The organism is Neobacillus solisequens (assembly GCF_051233465.1).
Taxonomy (GTDB): Bacteria; Bacillota; Bacilli; order Bacillales; family Cytobacillaceae; genus Neobacillus.
Genome location: NZ_JBKFGJ010000021.1, coordinates 47,697 through 69,176, shown reverse-complemented (window position 1 = coordinate 69,176; position 21,480 = coordinate 47,697). Strand labels below are relative to the sequence as shown.

Here is a 21,480-nt window from a genome sequence, read left to right as displayed (position 1 = left end):
ATTTAAAAATAGTAAAAAGTTAATCTCTTGAGAGGAGTTAAAAAGAATGGATTTCTTTGATCGTTTTGCCATTCCTAATCCAAGTCTTGCCATTTACGCTTCGATGGTCGCGATCGGCCTTACGGTGGTCGCTATAATTGCGGGCCTGACTTATTTTAAAAAATGGGGATATTTATGGCGTGAATGGTTAACTACAGTGGACCATAAACGGATTGGTATAATGTATATGCTTTCTGCTTTAATCATGTTGTTCCGAGGCGGAGCTGATGCGATCATGATGCGCGCTCAGCTTGCAGTGCCTGATAATAAGATGTTAGACCCACAGCATTACAATGAAGTTTTCACCACACACGGGGTAGTCATGATTATGTTTATGGCCATGCCATTCATCTTTGCGTTTATGAACTTCGTAGTTCCATTGCAAATTGGTGCACGTGATGTGGCTTTTCCTAGATTAAACGCGTTAAGCTTCTGGCTTTTCTTCTTTGGAGCCATGCTATTTAATATCTCTTTTGTAATCGGAGGCTCACCTGATGCAGGTTGGACTTCATATTTTCCGCTAGCAGGGAATGAATTCAGCCCACACGTCGGTACCAACTATTATATGATCGCAGTTCAAATATCCGGTATTGGCTCCTTGATGACTGGTATTAATATGCTTACCACCATTTTCAAAATGAGAGCACCTGGTATGACATTGATGAAAATGCCAATGTTTACATGGGCTACGTTGGCAACAAACTTAATCGTTGTTACTGTTTTCCCAGTTATCACAGTTGCCCTTGCAATGGGTACGATGGACAGATTATTTGGAACTCACTTCTTTACCATGACAAATGGCGGAATGGATATGCTGTGGGCCAACCTTTTCTGGGTTTGGGGCCATCCTGAAGTATACATCCTTATTTTGCCGGCATTTGGAATTTACAGTGAAATTATCTCGACATTTTCTAGCAGAAACCTTTATGGCTATAAATCAATGGTAGCTTCCATGGTTGTGATCTCAGCTCTTTCCTGTATGGTTTGGGCGCACCATTTCTTTACGATGGGCCAAGGAGCACTATCAAACAGCTTCTTCTCCATCACGACAATGGCCATTTCGATACCAACAGGTGTTAAGATTTTTAACTGGCTGTTTACTATGTGGAAGGGGAAAATTCGTTTTACCGTTCCAATGCTATACTCGCTCGGTTTTATTCCGTTGTTTGTTATCGGTGGGATGACTGGGGTTATGCTAGCGATGTCTGCAGCAGACTATCAATACCATAATACCATGTTCTTAGTAGCCCACTTCCATAATACAATCATCCCAGGTGTTGTATTTGCGATGCTGGCAGGTTTAACGTATTATTGGCCAAAAATGTTTGGCTTTATGCTAAATGAAAGAATTGGAAAATGGTCCTTCTGGACTCTCTCTATTGGATTCTGCTTAGCCTTCTTCCCGATGTATATTACTGGTTTGGATGGGCAAGCCCGTCGTATGTACACATATTCCGCAGCGACAGGCTATGGTCCGTTGAATATGCTATCATTTGTCGGTGCAGGAGTTATGGCGATCAGCTTTTTATTAATTGTTTATAACGTCTATTACAGTGTTCGTTATTCACCAAGAAATATTGGAGCTGACCCTTGGGATGCACGTACTCTTGAGTGGGCAACACATACTCCGATTCCGGAATATAACTTTGCCATTGAACCACACGTTACATCATACGAAGCATTCTGGGATTCTAAGAAAAAAGGTCACAAGCTGTTCCCGGGTAATTTGGAGAAAATCCATATGCCGAATAACAGTGGAGTTCCATTTATCATGGGTGCAATCTTCTTTGTCTTAGGCTTTTCACTGATTTTCTCTCTTTGGATTCCAGCTATTGTTGCGTTGCTTGGTATTTTTGCATGCATGGCAATGCGATCCTTTGAGAAAGATCATGGCCGTTATATTTCTTTAAAAGAAGTAGAAGAAACCGAAACGAAATTGCGAGGTGCTAATTAATGAAAGTCGACCACTCGCTGCCATTAGAATATAGTACGAAACAAAACGGATTGAATATTTTTGGATTTTGGGTGTTCCTCGCGGCTGAAATCATGCTGTTTGCGACACTCTTTACATCGTACTTTACGTTAGAACATAGAACCGGAGGCGGACCAGGCGGTACCGAAATTTTTGAAATTACACCGGTGATCATTGAAACCATTTTATTATTATCAAGTAGTTTCACCATTGGACTTGCTGTTCACGCAATGCGGATAGGCCGTACAAAAGCTATGTTGACATTTTTCGTGATTACACTGCTTCTTGGTTTAGGATTCCTGGGCTTTGAAATTGATGAGTTTATGACCTATATCCATGAAGGAGCAACATTGCAGACAAGTGCGTTTACCGCCATGCTGATGACTACCTTGGGAACCCATGGTGCGCACGTTACCTTTGGATTATTCTGGGGAACAGCCATCATTTTGCAAGTGAAAAAGCGCGGACTAAGTCCTGAAACGGCAAACAAGTCATTTATCTTTTCGTTATATTGGCATTTCTTGGATGTGGTCTGGATCTTTATCTTCAGCTTCATCTATTTGAAAGGACTGATGTAAGATGAGTGAATTATTTCCGCGAAAACAAATAATGGGGTTTGTCTTTTCCTTGGTTCTAACAGCCGCTGCTCTAGCTGTTTATTACCTTCACTTGTCATTTGCACAAGGAATGATCGTATTGGTCATCACTGCTTTTGTTCAGGCGCTGCTTCAGTTAGTTGTGTTCATGCACGCTGGTGAAACGGATGACAAATGGATTATTTACGGAAAAGTGTTTTTCATGGTAGCAATTGCCTTAATAACTGTCTTTGGAACATTACTCATATTCCTTTGGGATATGTAGGAATAAAAGAGAAAGGGAGCATCTGATCAGATGCTCTCTTTCTTTATCTTTTGACTAAATATAATTTTGGTTTGATTGGCGCCATTTCAATTCCTCTATCGGTGTTTTCGACCATTTCCTCAGTGGCAATAAATAACATTCCTACTAAGAAGAACATGACTGATCCTACGATGGTCCCAATTCCAATTCCAATTACCGGATCCATATGGCTAATTATTATTCCGTATAAAAAGACCATAATACCAGTTATTAATGTAATACCACCGGCCCACTGAGTTACCTTTAAGATTTTCAAGCGTGAATTCATGATAACGGCCCCCTCTGTACGTATTCATTATTGGAATTTTAGATAAGTTGAAAGCGGTTTCTTTTTTGTTGTTTATAAAAAGCAACATTTCCACTTTCTATATAATACTATTATTCATTATGTTCACAAAATTGTCAAAACTTTTTCAAAAAATTGTTAAAATTTAGTTAATTATTTTTATACAAAATATGCTAGGATAATCGGTTTTTATTTGGAACTCATACTCAACAAAATCATCCACATTTATATTTTTCTATGTTACATTTATTAAGGTTAAAGTGAGATCAACAGAGGTATCTAACATGAAATCGCAATTAACAGCTTATATTACACTAATTTGTACATCAGGTGTTATTAATTTATTTTTATGCCTCCTGAAAATGTGCTCGTTTTAGAAGACTCTCTAAATGGTTTAAGGGCTGCAAACAGTGCTAAAATGAGATCCATTATTATTCCTGATCTGATTGAGAAAAATGTGGAAATGGATAAATCAGCTTATGCGATATTCTCAGATCTAGAACAAGTAATACCCATATTACCTAATTAAATTATTTCATTAATGGTATATACCTATAACGGGGGTATATACCATTAATTTTCCCAAAAATACTCAATCTAATAAGGTAAATAACAAACGGAGTGACTACTTATGCAGAACCTAAGTACTGAACAATTATTTGAAGCACTTATAAAGGCTATTGAACTGAACACAAGCAAAGACTTTATTTTGCTGTTAGTAAATGAGATCAATCAAAGAATTATTGATCACGCATTCAAATTAGCATCCTAATAAATGGAAGGGTGGAACCACTGCATTTCTCTAAAATGAACGTACAGGGAATTAGGTTCCTTTGCTAAATGTATACGATTACGTGTAATTGGAATAAAATAACTTTCTAATGTTAATGTTAAATCATAGACTAAAATTTGAGTAAGGGGACTATCGATGGACTTACAACCAATGGATGTTATGAAGCCAATTCTATTAAGTACACCCGAATTAGATGAATCCCAGCCTTTAACTTCACTTGAAATGGGGAAACTATGGGCCACTTATACTGGAAACAGCATGTCAAGTCAAATTTTAAGTTATTTTCTTCAACATTGTGAGGATGAATACATTAAGACTTTATTGAAGAATGGCTTGGCGCTATCCAAAGACTTTATGAAGCGGATTGAAACATTTTTTACTAGAGAGAAGTTTCCTTTACCAGTTGGTTTTACGAAAGAAGATATAAATCTTGCAGCACCACGTTTATATGAAGATACATTTTATGTCCATTATTTAAAATATGCAGCAAAGGCGGGAATGAGCCTATATGCAGTAGCGATCCCCTTGGTAATGCGGAAAGATATTAGAGCATTTTTCGTCTATGCCAACCAATGCACGACGATTTTTCTATACCAGATCAACAATGTTTTAGTTGAAAAAAAATTAATTTCAAAGCCACCCATTATTCCAACACCAAATGGGGTCGATTTTATAGACAAACAAGATTATTTAAATGGTTTTGTGGGAGATATTCGTCCACTGCATGCTTTAGAGATCACACATCTTTATGATAATATTGAGAACAACGCGACTAGTAAAGCACTATTATTAGGGTTTTATCAGACTGCCAAGGACCAAAAGATTAAGGCCTTATTTAAACGTGGTTTAGACATGACTGACAAAGCTGTTAAGCAATACATAGAAAAACTTCACATTGAAAACTTGCCCACTCCATCTTATATAGATCACTTAGTCACAACATCTACATTTCCTCCTTTTTCAGATAAGATCATGTTATTTCATAAAGTGGATATGTTTTCGATGAAGATAAGGTCATATGGTAACTCGTTAGCAGTGAATGGAAGAAGGGACCTGACTATGCTGTATGGAAGGACACTTATTAAACTTGGATTATTTGTAGAAGACGGTGCTAATATCCTAATTGATAAGGGGTGGATGGAATCACCACCGAAGGCATTTGATCGATCTTAAACGAAGGCTTGAGCCAAAATTGATTGAGAGGGGTCAGAAATTAAATAATGGAATATAAAATGGATACTGTTTTAATTACAGAGGATCAATTGAAGGGAAAAGTGAAAGAAATCGGTACTCAAATGATGGCTGATTATCAAGAGGAACCCTTTGTCTTAATTATTGTGTTAAAGGGTGCATTTGTTTTTGCTGCAGACTTAATACGGGAGTTAACAGGGAAAGTAACTGTTGATTTTGTTGCTGCGTCCAGTTACGGAGATCAAACTGAAACCTCGGGAAAAGTACGATTGTTGAAGGACATTGATGTAAACATCACTGGCAAAAACGTCGTCCTTGTTGAGGATATTATAGATTCGGGATTAACATTAGCTTTTTTAAAAGAACATTTTCAACTTCATAAACCTAAATCTATAAAAATTTGTACATTATTGGATAAACCTGAGCGCAGAAGGGTTGACCTTAAAGCTGACTATGTCGGATTTATCATTCCTGATAAATTTATTGTTGGCTATGGGATCGATTACGCTGAAAAATATCGGAATTTACCTTATATAGCCACGTTAAAGGAATAATAAAATGATCAATAGTAAAAGGGTAAGACCTATCAAGTACTTCGGTATTTAGAAAAGGATCTATCCTTTTTTTGTTGGCTGTGTTAAAGAACAGTGTTGATTTTTTACACTCTGTTTATTGGAGCGGAAGGTGCGAAGACTCCTGTGGGAGTACGGTTCTGGAGAGACCCCGCAGGCGCAAGCGCCGAGGAGGCTCGCCGAAACGCCCACGGAAAGCGAAGCACCTGGAGCGGAAATCAACAGACAAGTCTAACAGAGACTTTTTGTTATAAAATAAAATCAAAAACATTATTGCTATTGTAATATATCTAAATATTCATTATAATCTTATTTAACTATTGTTTTTTTTTCAAGAAGTAAAAATTCTCTGGAAATAGTAGATTTATAGAGAGGGAGGAATAATTTGATGAAAAATCCATTGAAAAAATGGAATCAAATAAGTTTGGTTAAACAAATTATTATTGGTCTTATTATTGGTATTATCCTAGCAGTTGCCATTCCTGAAGTTGCCAAACCTTTAGTGATTTTTGGTGCTTTGTTTGTTGGAGCTTTGAAAGCAGTAGCACCTGTTTTGGTCCTTTTTCTGGTTATGTCGGCTATTGCACAGCATAAGAGTGGTCATCAAACAAATATGAAATCGATCATCGTTCTTTATCTTTCAGGAACTTTCCTAGCAGGTCTTATCGCTGTTATAGCAAGCTTTATTTTCCCAGTGGGTATTACGCTTGTAAAAGGCACAGAGGATTTGGCGGCACCCGGAGGTGTAACAGAGGTTCTCAAATCACTACTTATGAACGTTGTTGATAATCCGGTTAAAGCTTTATTTAATGCGAACTATATCGGTATTTTAGCTTGGGCGGTAGTACTTGGATTTGCGATGAAAAATGCCCAGGATACAACAAAAACACTGATTTCTAATTTTTCTGATGGTATCTCCAAAATGGTAACATGGGTCATCAGATTTGCTCCGCTTGGAATCATGAGCCTTGTAATTGAAAACATCACGACAAATGGAATTGAATCTTTGCTAAACTATGGTAAATTGTTGGCTGTCTTGATTGGCTGTATGCTTTTTGTAGCTTTAGTTGTTAATCCAATCATCGTGTATGTAACGATCCGTCAAAACCCATATCCATTGGTTTTTAAATGCTTAAAGGAAAGTGGAATTACAGCATTCTTTACTCGCAGTTCGGCTGCGAACATTCCGGTTAACATGAAATTATGCGAAAAACTTAATTTAGATAAAGATACCTATTCTGTCTCAATTCCATTGGGCGCTACTATTAATATGGCTGGTGCTGCAGTGACCATTTCTGTTTTAACACTTGCTGCGGTTCATACACTTGGAATTCATGTGGACATTCCAACAGCTATTATCCTGAGCGTACTATCAGCTGTTTGTGCTTGTGGTGCTTCTGGGGTTGCTGGCGGATCGTTATTGTTAATTCCGCTGGCATGCAGCCTATTCGGAATCCCTAATGATGTGGCCATGCAGGTAGTAGGGGTCGGATTTATCATCGGTGTATTGCAGGACTCTTTTGAAACAGCACTCAATTCATCCACTGACGTTCTGTTTACAGCTGCAGCTGATTATCGAAAACAGTTGAAAGAGGGAAGAATTACTAAAATTAATAAGGTAGCATAAAACAAAACCCCTTCTATCAGGCTAGAGGGGGTTAAATTTATTGAACTTTTCTTTTTTTAAAATAAATCATGTTAAGTTTTAAGTAATAATACCTTTATTTGGTGAAATAGATGGGGTTCAAAACGGTAAAAGGTGAGAAATAGAATCCTCACCTTTTACTTTCCAATGTGGTAAAGAGCAATGAAAGAATATCAACGCTTTACGTTAAAGATGGAATTTTAAATCTACCCTTATATTCAAACGTCTTTTTATTAATGAAATACTCTATTTTTAGAAGAAGTATAAAAAGACTTTGGAGTAAGCTAAATAGGATATTCAAAGTTCATCCCTCCACATTGAGATTAGTGTTACATGATAACACTAAATTTATTTTTTTATTATGAAACATTTTTTATACAATTTGAAAGCATTCATGAATGAATTACTTTAGAGGTTAAAGTACATTCGTTTTTAATCGCGCATAGCTCCCGCCTCCCGGGAGGTCATTGCACCTTGTCCTTCGATTACATCTCTCTGAATTTCTTGCTTTACTCTTTGTGCGTCTGTTCCGGCAAATTCAGGGTTCATCATTTTCCCCAGGTTTTCTTTAGCATTTTGTTTTTGAACCATACAAATCCTCCTAACTTTATTTAATCCATATTATTATTTCATGATTGTAAAAAAATAATGACTTATTCACTTATTGGAAGCTCATATACAAAAACTGAAAGAGGTGGCAAAGTTATGCCTATTTTTTTGTTTCTTACCTTTTGGAAATTTAGATAAAGTCGAACAATAATGATTGGTTTTCATACAATACAGCATACTCAGGGGTTTGGAGTGAGTAAACATGGGGAATGAAATGAAGGTTTACCAATACGAAAACGAGATAAATAAAAAAATTTTAGGCTTAGAAAAGCAAGTTTCTTTAGGGCTTTGGATTCAAGTAGCAGGGAATATTCTTGAATTGACAGGTTTATTAGGAATTCAACATTTGGAAGAAGATGCAAATCCAAAAGGTGAACAGCAAATACTGACTGGTGTTTGGGCAAAGACGATCGGACAAATATTAGAGGCTATTTCGGTGTCAAGACAAATAGGTGAAACAGATAAAACGAAACTTATTGAAGAACAAAAAGTAGCCATTGCAGGAGATTTTCTTGTCTCATTAGGTTCAGCAATTGAAGTCATCGGAGGACTTCAAGTTCTTGAGGAGGAATTAGTTAAAACATCTCGTTTGGTTCCATAAAAACTAGAGATCTTGTGTAAAAGATACATTTCAATAATGATAACGGCAAGTATAACTTTATCCAAAAGGCGTTGATCCAAAGGGGGAGCGCTTTTTTTATTTGACAATGAAACAAAAAGACTACCCCCTATGGTTTTCAAGAATAAATGTAAAGATAATATCAGCTAAATAAATAGAAACTCTGAACAAGTAGTGTTGCTGTAAGAAGCACACCCACACCAACATGCTCAGCATCCGGAATAATATGATTTTTTATCGAAGGCAAAAACTTATAGGTGTTGTGAAAGTATTTTTCATAATCTGCTTGAACATGATGCGGATAACCCGTGAAATAAGGGATCCACCAGGCCAGTAAATGCATCACCATTATAATACAGGTCATGGCCCAACCTACCCAATGCCCTACTCCATTTGAATAGAAAAAACAGGCTGATATGATGATGAGAGGTGGATAGTTACCTAAAACTTCATATTTGCGTAAACGACTATCCCTGGATTGGACATCATTAAATGGATAGAGATTGGCAAAATCAATGATAACTTGGTAGACAAGAAATAGTAACGGTAACATAAAAGATGCCATTTGAAGATGGGACATGTTTAATTCTCCTTCAAATTTAAAATAGTTTTTAGAACAGACTTTAAAACTTCAATTTGATTTTTAGCTTCGACCAATTTTTGCTCTAAAAATAATGAGCTGATATTCAGCCCTTCTAATGTTGAGATTATCATCTTGGCAATGGCAGTTTCAGATAAAGTTGGAGAGAATTCTCCATTTGCCTTTCCCTGTTGAATGAAGGAAAGAAGTTCTTTTACTCCCTGCTCGTATCGATTCTGCAAAAGCTGCCGTCGCTTTTCCTCCCGCCAGCTAGTCATGAGATACTCATAGGTGACAGGTACCATTGATTGTTGAAGCCTGTCAAAACCTGCTGCCTGTGTGTCCAATAAGAATTCAATTTTTCCCCAAGCTGTTGCTTCTAGTTCATTTTCTTTTGAATCATTTTCCACATTTGATAACTCTAGGATTTCTAAAAAGATTTCCTCGGTGTTAGAAAAGTACGAATATAAGGCACCGAAGCTTATATTTGCCGCCTCTTTAATATCCTTCATGGTTGTTGGTTCAAAGCCTTTTAGTTGAAAAACTTGTGAGGCAGCCTTTAAAATTTCAATCCGCTTTTTTCTTTTGTATTCCTCTGATACTTTTGGTGTCAAAGGGTATCACCACCTAAAAAGAGATTATTCTCGTTTTTTATTATAACGAGAGTAATCTCGTTTTTCAAGTAGTAAAAAGTTGTTTCCTTTTTCTTTAAGGAAAAAACTTTTTTCACGATCCGGATTGATGAGGAGTGCCATGTTTATTTGGCAAAAACGATAACTTTATATTAATTTAGATAAAAAATTTATTGTAAATCGATAAATAATTCATTATAATCAATTTGAAAATATAAGTGAGGTGCTTTATATGAAAAGTGGTTCAACACTCTTTTTAAAGTTAACGATTGTTCTAATGGGGATCCCCATTCTTGCTTTATGTATTTTTTTGGTACCTGAGTTAGGGGATCTTGCTGCAAAATTGCTACCAGATTTTGCTTATATAAAATATCTCGTGTTCATCATTTTTTATGCATCCGCGATTCCTTATTACATTGCGCTGTATCAGGCTTTTATACTTTTGCGCCATATTGACAAAAATGAGGCTTTTTCCGATTTGTCTGTAAATGCTCTTAAGAAAATCAAACAATGTGTAATCTCCATTAGTACCCTGCATTTGCTCGTCTTGCCGCTTTTTTATCTCTTTGCAGAGAAAGACGATGCCCCAGGTGTCATTTTTATTGGATTGGTTGTTCCTTTTGCATCTATGGTGATTGCTGTCTTTGCTGCTGTTCTTCAAAGGCTTTTAAAAGAGGCGATTGATATAAAATCGGAAAATGATTTAATAGTCTGAGGTGAGAACAATGGCAATTATTATTAATATTGATGTGATGTTAGCAAAAAGAAAAATGAGTGTGACAGAACTGTCTGAGAAGGTTGGTATTACAATGGCGAACCTTTCTATTTTGAAAAATGGAAAGGCCAAGGCGATCCGCTTATCAACGTTAGAGGCAATTTGTAAAGCTTTAGATTGTCAGCCTGGGGATATTTTAGAATACCGCAGTGACGAAGCCATTCAGGAATAAAAAAATTGGCGGAATTTAGCGTGGAAGGATTTTGTTTCCATTATTCTTTCAATTAAGATCATTAAAAGAGGGTGTACTCATGAATGTAACCATTCAAAATGGAGATCAGAAAAAAACTTTGAAACCACAAATCATGAGAACGCTTAAACAACTAGTTTTCTTTGGGTGGGAGCAGGCACTTTCCTGTATATTTCCTGTTGTTATATTTACCACCTTAGCTTTTACAAAATTCATATCCCTTCCAATCCTGCCAAGATATGACTGGCTGCTCATCATCTTCCTCCTAATGCAATGGTGGATGGTGCGTTCAGGTCTTGAAACAATGGATGAACTAAAAGTTATCACATTGTTCCACCTTATTGGAATTGCTCTTGAGATGTTCAAGGTTCATATGGGTTCCTGGTCATATCCGGAGGAAGGGTATTTCAAGGTTTTTGGAGTGCCATTGTATAGCGGATTCATGTACGCAAGTGTTGCAAGTTTTCTTTGTCAGGCGTGGAGAAGGTTAAGGGTTGAACTAGTTAGGTGGCCACCGTTTTTTGTGGTAGTTCCTCTCGCAGTGGCAATTTATTTGAATTTTTTCACCCACCATTATATGATGGACGTTCGATGGTGGTTATCTGGGCTTGTCTTGATTGTCTTTTGGAAATCATGGGTTACATACGAAGTGGATGGAACTCGTTACCGGATGCCACTCGCCCTTTCTTTTGTACTCATTGGATTTTTCATCTGGATTGCCGAAAATATTGCCACCTTTTTTGGTGCATGGAAATATCCAAATCAAACCGATGCATGGAGCCTCGTTCATCTCGGGAAGGTGAGCTCATGGGTATTACTAGTAATTGTTAGCTTTCAAATAGTAGCAACGTTAAAGCAGGTAAAGGGGAAAAATACAAAAAATTTTTGATGCACTTTTAAGAGTCACTAGGATTTTCATGAATATCTGTTTTAACAAAAGGGATGGCATTCATTATTGAATAAAGGAGATATCTATGGAAATTTTACTTTTACTCAAAGTGATCATTCTAGGAATGGTAGAAGGTTTAACTGAATTTGTGCCAGTATCATCAACAGGGCATATGATTATTGTCGATGATATGTGGCTTAAATCTGAGAAATTTCTTTCCAAATATGTAGCAAATACATTTAAAATTGTCATTCAACTAGGATCCATTTTAGCGGTTGTAGTCGTGTTTAAAGATCGTTTTATTAGCATGATAGGCTTTAGAAAATCTACTGTAAACTATCAAGACGGTAAACGGTTAAAATTGTCTCAAGTAATTACAGGATTAATACCTGCAGGTGTTCTAGGGGTGTTATTTGAAGATTACATAGATGAGCATCTATTTTCCACTACCACTGTATTAATAAGTTTGATTGTTGGGGCAATTTTAATGATTTGTGCTGACCTGTTCAGTCCTAAAGAGCCTATTGTTAAAACGGTTGACCAAATTAGCTATAAACAAGCACTTCTAATTGGGCTATTTCAATGTTTATCACTATGGCCGGGTTTTTCTAGGTCAGGTTCAACTATATCTGGAGGAGTTTTACTTGGATTGAGTCACCGTGCTGCAGCTGACTTTACCTTTATTATGGCCGTACCCATCATGGTAGGAGCCAGCATGCTTTCCTTAATGAAAAATTGGCAGTACTTTACTTTAGAAACAATACCATTTTTTATCGTAGGTTTTATCAGTGCCTTTATTTTTGCATTAGTATCGATTCGTTTTTTCTTGAAACTTATTAATAAAATTAAGCTGATCCCATTTGCTATCTATAGAATTTTCTTAGTGTTTATTATTTATATTGTTTACTTCTAATACCTCAAAATGAAAAGGGTTGGAAAGGATAATTGGATGTCCATAGGCTATAGGAACAATAGAGCAGTTAGGAGGAAACAAAGAACATCCTTTGAATGTCAGGATGTTCTTTGTTTGATTAATGTTTACCAGGTGGTTGAAAGAGAAGACTATTATCTTTCAGATTGATAAGTTAGTACTACTTTCTGGTTTAGGATTTTCTTTTTTCATCATCTTTTTTAATTTTTCTTCAGTTGGAGTACTCTCAACAGGAGTATAAATGCTGCACCAAAAATCAGTATGACCATGAACTTGTAAAGAGGTTAAATTAAAAATCATTTTACCTGCCTTAGAATGTCTAAATTCAATCAAAACTTCAGGAGCCATATTTACCTGATTTTCTTGCCATAAGCGCTGAAATTCTGGATTAAGTTCCGTCATTTCTTCGAGAAATTGAGTGTACCATTCATCCCCCATATATTGACCATAATAAACTCGAAAAATAGAAAGAAATCCTTTTACAAAATGCTCCCAATTGACAGCTAATGACCTCAATTCTTTCCTTGTAAACACTAATCGGATTAAATTTCTCTGTTCAATGGGGATTTGTTCAAAATCCAAGAAAACATAGGCAGCAGCAGGATTCCAACCTACAATTTGGAAATGCCGGTCTGTGATCAAAGTAGGGCAATATTTTAATTCTGTTAAAATTTTTTCTAAAGAAGGGGAGACTTTTGTTTGTTCAAGCTCTTGTTTATATACATTTGTGTTTACTTCTAATGCTAAATCATATAGATACTTTCGTTCATCATTATTTAATAGAAGAGCAGAAGCTATAGCATCTAGGACGGATGAAGAGACCTTAATATCTCGTCCTTGTTCAAGCCATGTGTACCATGTTGTACTCACACCTGCCAACTGGGCGACTTCCTCCCTCCTGAGTCCTGGGGTTCTCCGTCTGGTTCCTGTTGGTAGTCCCACAGTTTGAGGTTGTATACTTGCTCGTTTTGACTTTAAAAAGTTGGATAGGGCTTCTAATCTAGTTTTACTATTCATGTTCACATAACTCCTACCTTATAGCGATTATCCTATTACTGATTATACTATGATAAACAACAACTTGTAATAGGATATTGGGAGTGTGAAAATATAGTTAAACTGAAGTGGGGGTAATAAGTATGGAACGTGTTGTCATTACGGGAATGGGTGTTGTGTCACCATTAGGAAACAATGTTGACAAATTTTGGCGGAATTTAGCTGAAGGCAGATCAGGCATTTCTTATATTCATACATTTGATGTTAGTAAACATAAAACTAAAATTGCTGGGCTAGTTAGCGATTTTACTGCTGAAGAAATAATTGGTCAGAAGGAAGCAAGGCGAATGGATAGATTTTGTCAATTCTCTCTAGTTGCTGCTGAAGAAGCATGGAAAGATTCCAAACTGAACATTTCGGAAATCGATTTAGAGCGTCTAAGTGTATATGTTGGTTCTGGAATAGGTGGAATTGAGACGTTGACTAAAAATATTGATATTCTTCGTGAAAGGGGACCACAAAGGGTAAGCCCTACGTTGGTTCCATCGATGATTGCCAATGCGGCTTCGGCACAAATTAGTATTAAATTTTGTGCATTAGGACCTTCTATGGCACCTGTTTCCGCTTGTGCAATTGGTAATACAGCGATTGGAGAGGCGTTCAGACTTATTCGGTATGGAATGTCTGATATTGCATTTGCTGGTGGAGCTGAAGCAGCCGTAACAGAATTGTCTTTAGCTAGTTTTGAAAATGCAACTGCTCTATCTTCAAGGAATGATGATCCAAGTGCTGCAAGTCGACCGTTTGATTCGAATAGAGATGGATTTGTAATGGCTGAAGGGGCGGGCATCTTAATACTTGAATCATTAACACATGCTTTAAAAAGAAATGCACAAATTTATGCAGAAGTTATTGGATACGGTGCTAGTTCTGACGCCTATCACATGGTTTCCACTCACCCAGAAGGGAGAGGAGCGTATCTGGCTATGAATATGGCTTTAAAGGATGCCTCGATTTCTATTGATGATGTTCATTTAATTAGTGCTCACGCTACAAGTACAAAGGTTGGTGACATATCTGAAACATTGGCGATTAAAAAATTATTTGGTGAACAAGCCTATAAAATTCCTGTTACTGCAAATAAGTCGATGACAGGTCATTTATTAGGAGCCGCAGGTGGAGTTGAAGCAATTGCCTTAGCAAAAAGCCTGCAGGCGGGTATCATTCCACCAACGATCAATTTAGATAAACCAGATCCTTTATGTGATTTAGATTATGTACCAAACGAAGCTCGAGAAACAAATCTTAAAATTGGTCTCTCCAATTCATTTGGGTTCGGCGGGCATAACGCGGTCATTGCATTGAAAAAATATGAGATGTAAAAAATACAGACATACCAATAATGGGGTGATCTTCTACATGAAGGTCGCCTTCTTTTATTTAAATAAAAGATTAGTGGAGAAATTAATTTTGAATTTAATTGATAAAATAACTCACTACCCACAAGGTGTGACAGCAACCTTACAAAAATGTAACATTAATCCCTAATAATGTGATTGGATTCGATGGAAGATCATCTCAATCTCTTCTATTATGTTTTAAAAAGAGATGGGAAGGTGTAAGGTTTGGATTTTTCAGAGGTAAATGTATCTTGGTTTAGGTTGGTGAATGACTTAGGAAAAGAGTATCCCTTTTTGAATCCCATATTTAGTTTTATTGCTGAATATATGGTAATTTTCCTTGTACTAAGTGTTATTCTTTATTGGTTTACTAAAGATAGTGACAATAGAATGATGATTCTTTGTGCAACGTTCGCTTTCATATGTGCCTTTTCAATAGGAAAGGTTATCGGAATCTTTCACTCAAATTATCAACCATTTGTTGAATTGCCAGACGTTAATAAACTGATACATAAGGAAAAAGACAATTCTTTTCCAAGTGACCATACCATTTTATTTTTCTCATATTGTACGTCATTCTGGCTTTATAAAAAAGGTTGGTCACTTGTATGGATGTTGTTAGCAATTCTTGTAGGAGTATCCCGTATATGGGTGGGGGTCCATTACCCTTTTGATGTTTTAGCAGGAATAGTATTAAGCCTAGTTACTTCAACTTTTATTTATTTACTACTCCCAAAACTAAGCGTTACACAAAGCACACTAAAAATTTATACAAAATATGAAAATATGCTTCTTCATAGAATTAAAAGAACAAAGGAGAACAAATCAAAAAACTTTTAGATTTATTCAACCATAGGGTATTCATTCCGGCATATTTTTCCCTCAATTTAATATTAATGATTTAGCTAGCTTGTTTAAGAGGTGAAAAAATTGGATATGTTTGGTTTGTCTTTTACAGTTCTTTTGGAAGTTATTTTAATCAATATTGTTTTAAGTGGGGATAACGCTGTTGTCATCGCAATGGCATCACGAAATATTCCAAAAAGGCAACAAAAGAAAGCTATCTTTTGGGGAACATTTGGGGCTATTATTTTACGTTTAATATTCGCAATTGGAATTGTTTACCTACTCCGATTACCTTTCGTATCGTTTGTTGGTGGACTTCTTCTAGTGTATATTGCCATAAAACTTCTATTAGGCGAAGATGAAGAAAATCATAGAGATGGTGGTTTAAGCTTTATTTCAGCTGTGAAAACCATTATTATTGCTGATGCCATCATGTCTCTTGATAATGTCCTAGCTATTGCTGGTGCAGTTGAAGGAAATATAGTCGGTATATTATTTGGAGTTGTTGTAAGTATTCCTCTAGTTGTGTTTGGAAGTCAATTAATATTAAAAGCAATGGAAAAGTTCCCAATTATCTCTTATGGTGGTGCAGGAATACTAGCTTGGACAGCGGGTGAAATGATGATTGGAGAACCAAAATTGAAGTATTTTCTAACAGAGGATTTACATTTATTGATTCCAACTGCAATTACAGTACTTGTCATTGGATTGGGATATATATCTAATAAGATCAAAACAGCTTAGGAACGTTTAGCGAGAATGAAATGATCAGGAAGTGAAGTTGAAAAATGAATCAAAATTTGGAGCGGCTCCAATCGGCAGTACGCTTTGGCTTTTTTGGATGATAAAATGGGAGTTGCATTAATTCGAAAAAACAGCCTATTTTCGATTAGGCATTTTAATAAATTTTTAATATAACTCCTGCAAACCTTCAATTTTAAAGGTTCGTTTTTTATTTATAATGGGTGAGTTGTTGAGGAAGGAAAATGCTTCGACGTGAAATAGGCTCTTTCTTTAGTAACAGAGACCTAAAAGAAAACATAATTTGTTGAAGAGAGTACAGATTGTAACTAATGATTTCGTTTATATGGAACTGGCATTGACCTAATTACTCTCTATTTAAGTTTAACTTAGATAATTAAATACAATGGGGAGGAAAAATACAAATGTTACAAAATGAGCTACAAGGGTTGGGAATCGACCCTTACCAAGTTGGTCAGTTAGTTCCTATGGATCTTCAGAACCAGGATCTGCGTATTATGGGTATGCGCTGTGGAGGTATGCACTGTGGAGGTATGCACTGCGGCGGTATGCACTGCGGCGGTTTCCATTGCGGAGGCTTCCATTGCGGAGGCTTCCGATGTGGTGGTTTTAGCTGTTTTGGCTGCTTCGGTTTCAGTTGTTTCGGCTTTGGCCTCGGTTTTAGCTGTTTCGGTTTCATTTAATTGCTCTGGCAGTTTGAACTGTTTTGCTCCGATAAAATTTCCTAAAGAAAAAATTAATTTTGTAAATCAAAAGTGCCCTTGCGTAGTTTACGTTGGGCATTTTTTATATTTAAGGAAGTATATACATTTTAGATTTGTCTAGCTCCGGATTGTGAAAGGTTCTTCCACTTTTCTTATCATATTGGACAAAAAATCATACATAAACTGATAGTGCATAATTTGTACGATTTTGAATAAGGAGGGGCTGAATGACTAAACTGGACTCGTCCTCACGTCTGAAGGTCAAAAGGGATACTTTCTTTCTTCCAGATCCACATGGCGGTGTGTATCTAAGAAACAACGCAAGCTCATTTAGAATAGAAGGTAATACAATTTATCAGTGGATTGAAAAATTGCTTCCAATGTTCAATGGGGAGCATACAATGGATGAATTAACAATGGGATTAACTGCTCCTTATCGGGACAGGGTGTACGAAATAGGAGAAACCTTGCACAACAACGGTTTTGTACGGGATCTAAGCAAAGATAAACCCCATCAATTGAATCGAAACCTTCTTGAAAAGTATGCATCACAAATTGAATTTATTGAGAATTTTATGGAGTCTGGTGCTTACCATTTTCAAGAATACCGTCGGGAGAAAGTTCTGGCTGTAGGCTCTGGCCCATTTTTGGTTTCATTGGTTTCTGCGTTAATCGAATCAGGTATTCCTAACCTAAATGTCTTGGTAACAGATTCCATTCCTACCAATTGGCAGAGAATCAATGAACTAGTGCATAATGCCCGCAAGACCGATTCTGAAGTAGAGGTAAAAAATGTACCTTTTCAAAAAGACGGAGGAACCAGTTTCTGGAGAGAAGCGGTTCAAACCTTTGATTGGATTCTATATGTCTCGCAAGATGGAAATATAAATGAGCTACGGGATCTTAATCTGGTTTGCCAAGAAGAAAAGAAGGCATTTATGCCAACCATCTATTTAGACCAGGTGGGGTTATCTGGTCCATTTGATCAACCGGGTAAAAAGGAAAGCTGGGAGTCCGCATGGCGCAGGATACATCACACAACACTTAAAAAAGATCGGCCGCCTCAATCCTTCTCTTCAGCAGCAGGGGCAATTCTGGCAAATGTTTCAGTATTCGAATTTTTCAAAAGGGCTACAGGGATTGCAGATTCCAATGAGAGTCATCAAATTTACATGCTTGACCTTGAAACCCTTGAAGGAGACTGGCTTTACTTCATCCCTCATCCATTGAGTATTTCTAAAAGTGATATTCCAAGACAAGTAGAAGATTTTGACTTACGACTCAAACAGGAAACGGACAGAAATGAATCAATGGGTAACCTCTTAGAGTATTTTAGTAGATTAACGTCAGAAGAAATAGGGATTTTCCATACCTGGGAGGAACAAAATTTATCCCAACTTCCACTTGCACAGTGCTATGTTCAAGCAGTTAACCCGTTGTCAGAGGGACCGGCAGAGCTGCTTCCTGAGGTTACCTGTGCGGGACTAACACATGAGGAAGCAAAAAAAGAGGCAGGGCTGACAGGCTTAGAAATGTATGTTTCCCAAATGAACAACTTGTCCGAATGGGGATCCAATCATCAGAAAAATAAGGTAGGTGCAAACATATCTGAGGGATTTATAGGCATAGGTGCTGGAGGAACCATCGCAGAAGCTGTTTGTAGAGGCCTTCAAGTATTTTTAGGTGAAGAATTGAAAAAAAGAAAGGCCGACCAGCAGAGTCGGGTTTATCGGATTAAGTTGGGAGCCCTAGAAGATAAACGATGCAGATTTTACTTTAATGCTCTGACTACCTTAAATGGGGCTGCAACAATTGGTTTAAAAGAGGATGTATTAGGCTTCCCAGTGGTTTGGGTAAGGTCGAATGGCCGTAGATACACCAGTTCAGGTTTAAATACAACATGGGCATTACGAAATGCATTGGAACAAGCGCTTTTGGATGCTCAAAACCAAGTGAATTCTACGGTAAAGCAAGAGATGCAGTCAGAGGTTTTTCTGGAAAAGAATGAAAGTAAAATGGATATCCCATCTTGTGATGAAATTACGTATCGGGAACTATTACATTCGTCTATTGAGGTATTGAATCAAAACCGCATGCGGCTAGTAATCTATGACCTTGCCCTTGAGCCATTTTTAAAACAAGAGCTGGCAGGGGTGTTTGGTGTTCAGGTACAAGAGGAGGGATCCTAATGGCTGCTCATATTCTTATAGATGGAGAGGGGTTATTAGCGGATTATGTGTATGATCAATTGTCCCCAAACTATCTTGTAAGGCGCCAAAGCATTCTCGAAGAAGTTTCCGAACAGCCAGAATTAGTTCTTGTCCTGCATGATACCTGGAAACCAGCCGTTTATCAAAAAGCGGAAGAGAGGACAAGGGCCTTAGGTATTCCGTGGCTTAGAGGTTTCGTTTCGTTTGGTGAAGGAATCATTGGTCCCTTTGTACATCCTGATGTACCTGGATGTTCCCACTGTGTAGACTTACGACTTACGTTAGCAGGACCTGATCGACAAGAAATGTGGGGACTTCGTGTGAAAATGGCAACAGAAGAAGGGTTAGTGCGTGATGCATGGGCATCAAGAACCGGACTATCGCAAATGGCGATCTTGATTAGCAACGAAGTAATGAAGATTCTTCAAGGAGAACAAAGTTGCTTAGGAGAAAAGGTGTACATTACAAACCTGAAAACGTTAACGATCTCGGGCCACTTTTTCTTACCTGATCCGTTATGCCCAATATGCAGTCAAATACCTAAAGATACATCTGAATTGGCGAACATTAAGTTAAAACCTAGTCCTAAATTGAACCCTTCTGGTTATCGATGTCGTTCGATGGATGAATTAAAAAACGTGCTAGTCAAGGATTATCTTGATTTTCGTACTGGTATCATGAATGGGAAAATGCAGGATTCCAGGCTCCCGTTTGCCGATGTTTTAGTGAATATGCCGTTGTTTGAAGGGGATGAGGGCGTAGCAGGCAGGTCAAATTCTTATGAAATGAGTGAGCTAACCGCTATTTTAGAGGGTTTGGAGAGATATTGCGGAATCGAACCTCGCGGCAAGAGAAAAGTCGTTCGTGATAGTTATTATAATTTGGCGGATAAAGCACTAAATCCTGCAAAGGTAGGGTTACATGAGAAGGAACAATATACAAAGCCCCATTTTCCATTTAAACCATTTCATCCTGATCACCCAATGAATTGGGTCTGGGGATATTCATTATTACAAAAACGCCCTATTATGGTTCCGGAGTTACTGGCCTATTACAGTTTGGGATATGGAGAAGGCTTTGTTTATGAAACCTCCAATGGGTGTGCCTTAGGAGGGAGTTTAGAGGAGGCCATTTTCCATGGGATTATGGAGGTTGTCGAGCGAGACTCATTTTTATTAACCTGGTATGCACAACTCCCTCTTCCTCGTCTTGACCTTAGTTCTACGGACGATAAAGAATTGCAGCTGATGGTTTGCCGTATACATGAGGTGGCTGGTTATGACGTACATTTTTACAATTCAACGATGGAACATGAAATTCCGAGTGTTTGGGCTGTGGCAAAAAACAGAAGATCCAAGGGTACAAATCTCATTTGTGCAGCCGGAGCTAATCCAGATCCTGTAAAGGCAGTAAAAAGTGCAATTTACGAGCTTGCAGGAATGATGTTTAGGCATGACGAAATCTTGGAGAAAACTCGACAAAAATATGAAGAGATGTTACATGATCCGTTTGCAGTACGTACCATGGTGGACCATGGTATGCTCTATGGACTAAGAGAAGCAGAAGGGAACTTGAGCTTTCTATTAGATGAAAACCGCCCTTTACGTACCTTTGATGAGGAATTTAAATCTCCAAAAGTGAATACTGATTTGAAGGATGATGTTGAGGATCTTCTGAAAAGGTTCCTAAGGCTAGACTTGGACGTCATTGTGGTTGACCAAACAACGCCAATTACCAAAAGGAACGGTTTATTTTGTGTAAAGGTATTGATTCCTGGCATGCTGCCAATGACATTTGGACATCATCTTACACGTATAAAAGGACTTGAACGGGTTCTTAATGTACCTGTGAAACTCGGGTTTAATAAGCACCCGTTAACATATGAACAGTTGAATCCATATCCTCATCCTTTTCCATAATTGCAAGAGTAGGAGGGTTT

At 37.4% G+C, this 21,480-nt stretch carries 23 protein-coding genes; 18 read left to right on the top strand and 5 right to left on the bottom strand.

From position 1 onward, the window contains the following. The first annotated feature begins 46 nt into the window (after positions 1–46). The 3 genes from qoxB to qoxD are packed head-to-tail and all read left to right on the top strand — an operon-like array spanning position 47 to position 2,872. Positions 47–1,993, top strand: coding sequence for a cytochrome aa3 quinol oxidase subunit I (gene qoxB / locus ACI3K6_RS19745; protein ID WP_435556177.1), 1,947 nt, complete (start codon positions 47–49; stop codon positions 1,991–1,993). Continuing rightward, positions 1,993–2,589 (top strand): cytochrome aa3 quinol oxidase subunit III, encoded by a 597-nt coding sequence (qoxC, locus tag ACI3K6_RS19740; RefSeq protein WP_435556176.1) that lies wholly within the window; start codon positions 1,993–1,995, stop codon positions 2,587–2,589. Before qoxB ends, qoxC begins: the two co-directional genes overlap by 1 nt. A 1-nt stretch (position 2,590) precedes the next feature. Next, positions 2,591–2,872: a cytochrome aa3 quinol oxidase subunit IV gene (gene qoxD, locus ACI3K6_RS19735; protein ID WP_335480784.1), complete on the top strand. Its 282-nt coding sequence runs from the start codon at positions 2,591–2,593 to the stop codon at positions 2,870–2,872. Positions 2,873–2,915: 43 nt separating this feature from the next. Here the strand turns inward: qoxD and ACI3K6_RS19730 are convergent, their stop codons facing one another. Next, a complete protein-coding gene (locus tag ACI3K6_RS19730; RefSeq protein ID WP_335480786.1) occupies positions 2,916–3,179 on the bottom strand; it encodes a hypothetical protein in 264 nt (87 codons plus the stop codon). A gap of 649 nt (positions 3,180–3,828) precedes the next feature. Between ACI3K6_RS19730 and sda the strand changes: the two genes are divergently transcribed. The 4 genes from sda to sstT all read left to right on the top strand — a co-directional run bounded on the left by sda (position 3,829) and on the right by sstT (position 7,380). Continuing rightward, positions 3,829–3,969 (top strand): sporulation histidine kinase inhibitor Sda, encoded by a 141-nt coding sequence (gene sda, locus ACI3K6_RS19725; protein WP_335474542.1) that lies wholly within the window; start codon positions 3,829–3,831, stop codon positions 3,967–3,969. A 156-nt stretch (positions 3,970–4,125) separates the two neighbouring features. Beyond that, positions 4,126–5,163, top strand: coding sequence for a DUF3231 family protein (locus ACI3K6_RS19720; RefSeq protein ID WP_435556175.1), 1,038 nt, complete (start codon positions 4,126–4,128; stop codon positions 5,161–5,163). A 47-nt stretch (positions 5,164–5,210) separates the two neighbouring features. Beyond that, complete coding sequence (gene hpt, locus ACI3K6_RS19715; protein ID WP_435556174.1) at positions 5,211–5,735, top strand: hypoxanthine phosphoribosyltransferase; 525 nt, start codon at positions 5,211–5,213, stop codon at positions 5,733–5,735. A 406-nt stretch (positions 5,736–6,141) separates the two neighbouring features. Further along, complete coding sequence (gene sstT / locus ACI3K6_RS19710) at positions 6,142–7,380, top strand: serine/threonine transporter SstT (protein ID WP_435556173.1); 1,239 nt, start codon at positions 6,142–6,144, stop codon at positions 7,378–7,380. A gap of 450 nt (positions 7,381–7,830) precedes the next feature. On the opposite strand, the gene ACI3K6_RS19705 is transcribed toward sstT, so the two are convergent. Further along, entirely contained in the window at positions 7,831–7,989 is a 159-nt protein-coding gene (locus ACI3K6_RS19705; protein ID WP_435556172.1) for a hypothetical protein, read from the bottom strand. A gap of 220 nt (positions 7,990–8,209) precedes the next feature. Between ACI3K6_RS19705 and ACI3K6_RS19700 the strand changes: the two genes are divergently transcribed. Beyond that, positions 8,210–8,608: a hypothetical protein gene (locus ACI3K6_RS19700; RefSeq protein ID WP_435556171.1), complete on the top strand. Its 399-nt coding sequence runs from the start codon at positions 8,210–8,212 to the stop codon at positions 8,606–8,608. A gap of 160 nt (positions 8,609–8,768) precedes the next feature. Here ACI3K6_RS19700 and ACI3K6_RS19695 read toward each other — a convergent pair whose 3' ends face one another. Both ACI3K6_RS19695 and ACI3K6_RS19690 read right to left on the bottom strand, forming a co-directional pair. After that, a complete protein-coding gene (locus tag ACI3K6_RS19695) occupies positions 8,769–9,206 on the bottom strand; it encodes a hypothetical protein (protein WP_435556170.1) in 438 nt (145 codons plus the stop codon). 2 nt (positions 9,207–9,208) lie between these two features. Beyond that, positions 9,209–9,820, bottom strand: coding sequence for a TetR/AcrR family transcriptional regulator (locus ACI3K6_RS19690; protein WP_435556169.1), 612 nt, complete (start codon positions 9,818–9,820; stop codon positions 9,209–9,211). Between the two features lie 250 nt (positions 9,821–10,070). On the opposite strand from ACI3K6_RS19690, the gene ACI3K6_RS19685 reads away from it, so the two are divergent. From ACI3K6_RS19685 to ACI3K6_RS19670, 4 genes are all read left to right on the top strand, one after another. Beyond that, positions 10,071–10,553, top strand: coding sequence for a DUF2975 domain-containing protein (locus tag ACI3K6_RS19685; RefSeq protein WP_435556168.1), 483 nt, complete (start codon positions 10,071–10,073; stop codon positions 10,551–10,553). 10 nt (positions 10,554–10,563) lie between these two features. Beyond that, entirely contained in the window at positions 10,564–10,785 is a 222-nt protein-coding gene (locus ACI3K6_RS19680; RefSeq protein WP_335479372.1) for a helix-turn-helix domain-containing protein, read from the top strand. 133 nt (positions 10,786–10,918) lie between these two features. Further along, complete coding sequence (locus tag ACI3K6_RS19675) at positions 10,919–11,692, top strand: DUF817 domain-containing protein (RefSeq protein WP_435556225.1); 774 nt, start codon at positions 10,919–10,921, stop codon at positions 11,690–11,692. 85 nt (positions 11,693–11,777) lie between these two features. After that, a complete protein-coding gene (locus tag ACI3K6_RS19670) occupies positions 11,778–12,605 on the top strand; it encodes an undecaprenyl-diphosphate phosphatase (protein ID WP_435556167.1) in 828 nt (275 codons plus the stop codon). Positions 12,606–12,764: 159 nt separating this feature from the next. On the opposite strand, the gene ACI3K6_RS19665 is transcribed toward ACI3K6_RS19670, so the two are convergent. Then, positions 12,765–13,640: a helix-turn-helix transcriptional regulator gene (locus ACI3K6_RS19665; RefSeq protein WP_435556166.1), complete on the bottom strand. Its 876-nt coding sequence runs from the start codon at positions 13,638–13,640 to the stop codon at positions 12,765–12,767. Between the two features lie 122 nt (positions 13,641–13,762). Here ACI3K6_RS19665 and fabF point away from each other — a divergent pair, with 122 nt between their 5' ends. The 6 genes from fabF to ACI3K6_RS19635 all read left to right on the top strand — a co-directional run bounded on the left by fabF (position 13,763) and on the right by ACI3K6_RS19635 (position 21,460). Next, positions 13,763–15,001, top strand: a complete 1,239-nt coding sequence (gene fabF, locus ACI3K6_RS19660; RefSeq protein ID WP_435556165.1) for a beta-ketoacyl-ACP synthase II — start codon at positions 13,763–13,765, stop codon at positions 14,999–15,001. Positions 15,002–15,244: 243 nt separating this feature from the next. Further along, positions 15,245–15,859, top strand: coding sequence for an undecaprenyl-diphosphatase (locus ACI3K6_RS19655; RefSeq protein ID WP_435556164.1), 615 nt, complete (start codon positions 15,245–15,247; stop codon positions 15,857–15,859). 96 nt (positions 15,860–15,955) lie between these two features. After that, complete coding sequence (locus ACI3K6_RS19650; protein WP_435556224.1) at positions 15,956–16,609, top strand: TerC family protein; 654 nt, start codon at positions 15,956–15,958, stop codon at positions 16,607–16,609. Positions 16,610–17,031: 422 nt separating this feature from the next. Then, positions 17,032–17,310: a heterocycloanthracin/sonorensin family bacteriocin gene (locus ACI3K6_RS19645; RefSeq protein ID WP_435556163.1), complete on the top strand. Its 279-nt coding sequence runs from the start codon at positions 17,032–17,034 to the stop codon at positions 17,308–17,310. Positions 17,311–17,558: 248 nt separating this feature from the next. Beyond that, complete coding sequence (locus ACI3K6_RS19640; RefSeq protein WP_435556162.1) at positions 17,559–19,520, top strand: putative thiazole-containing bacteriocin maturation protein; 1,962 nt, start codon at positions 17,559–17,561, stop codon at positions 19,518–19,520. After that, positions 19,520–21,460 (top strand): TOMM precursor leader peptide-binding protein, encoded by a 1,941-nt coding sequence (locus ACI3K6_RS19635; protein WP_435556161.1) that lies wholly within the window; start codon positions 19,520–19,522, stop codon positions 21,458–21,460. Before ACI3K6_RS19640 ends, ACI3K6_RS19635 begins: the two co-directional genes overlap by 1 nt. The last annotated feature ends 20 nt before the right edge of the window (positions 21,461–21,480 follow it).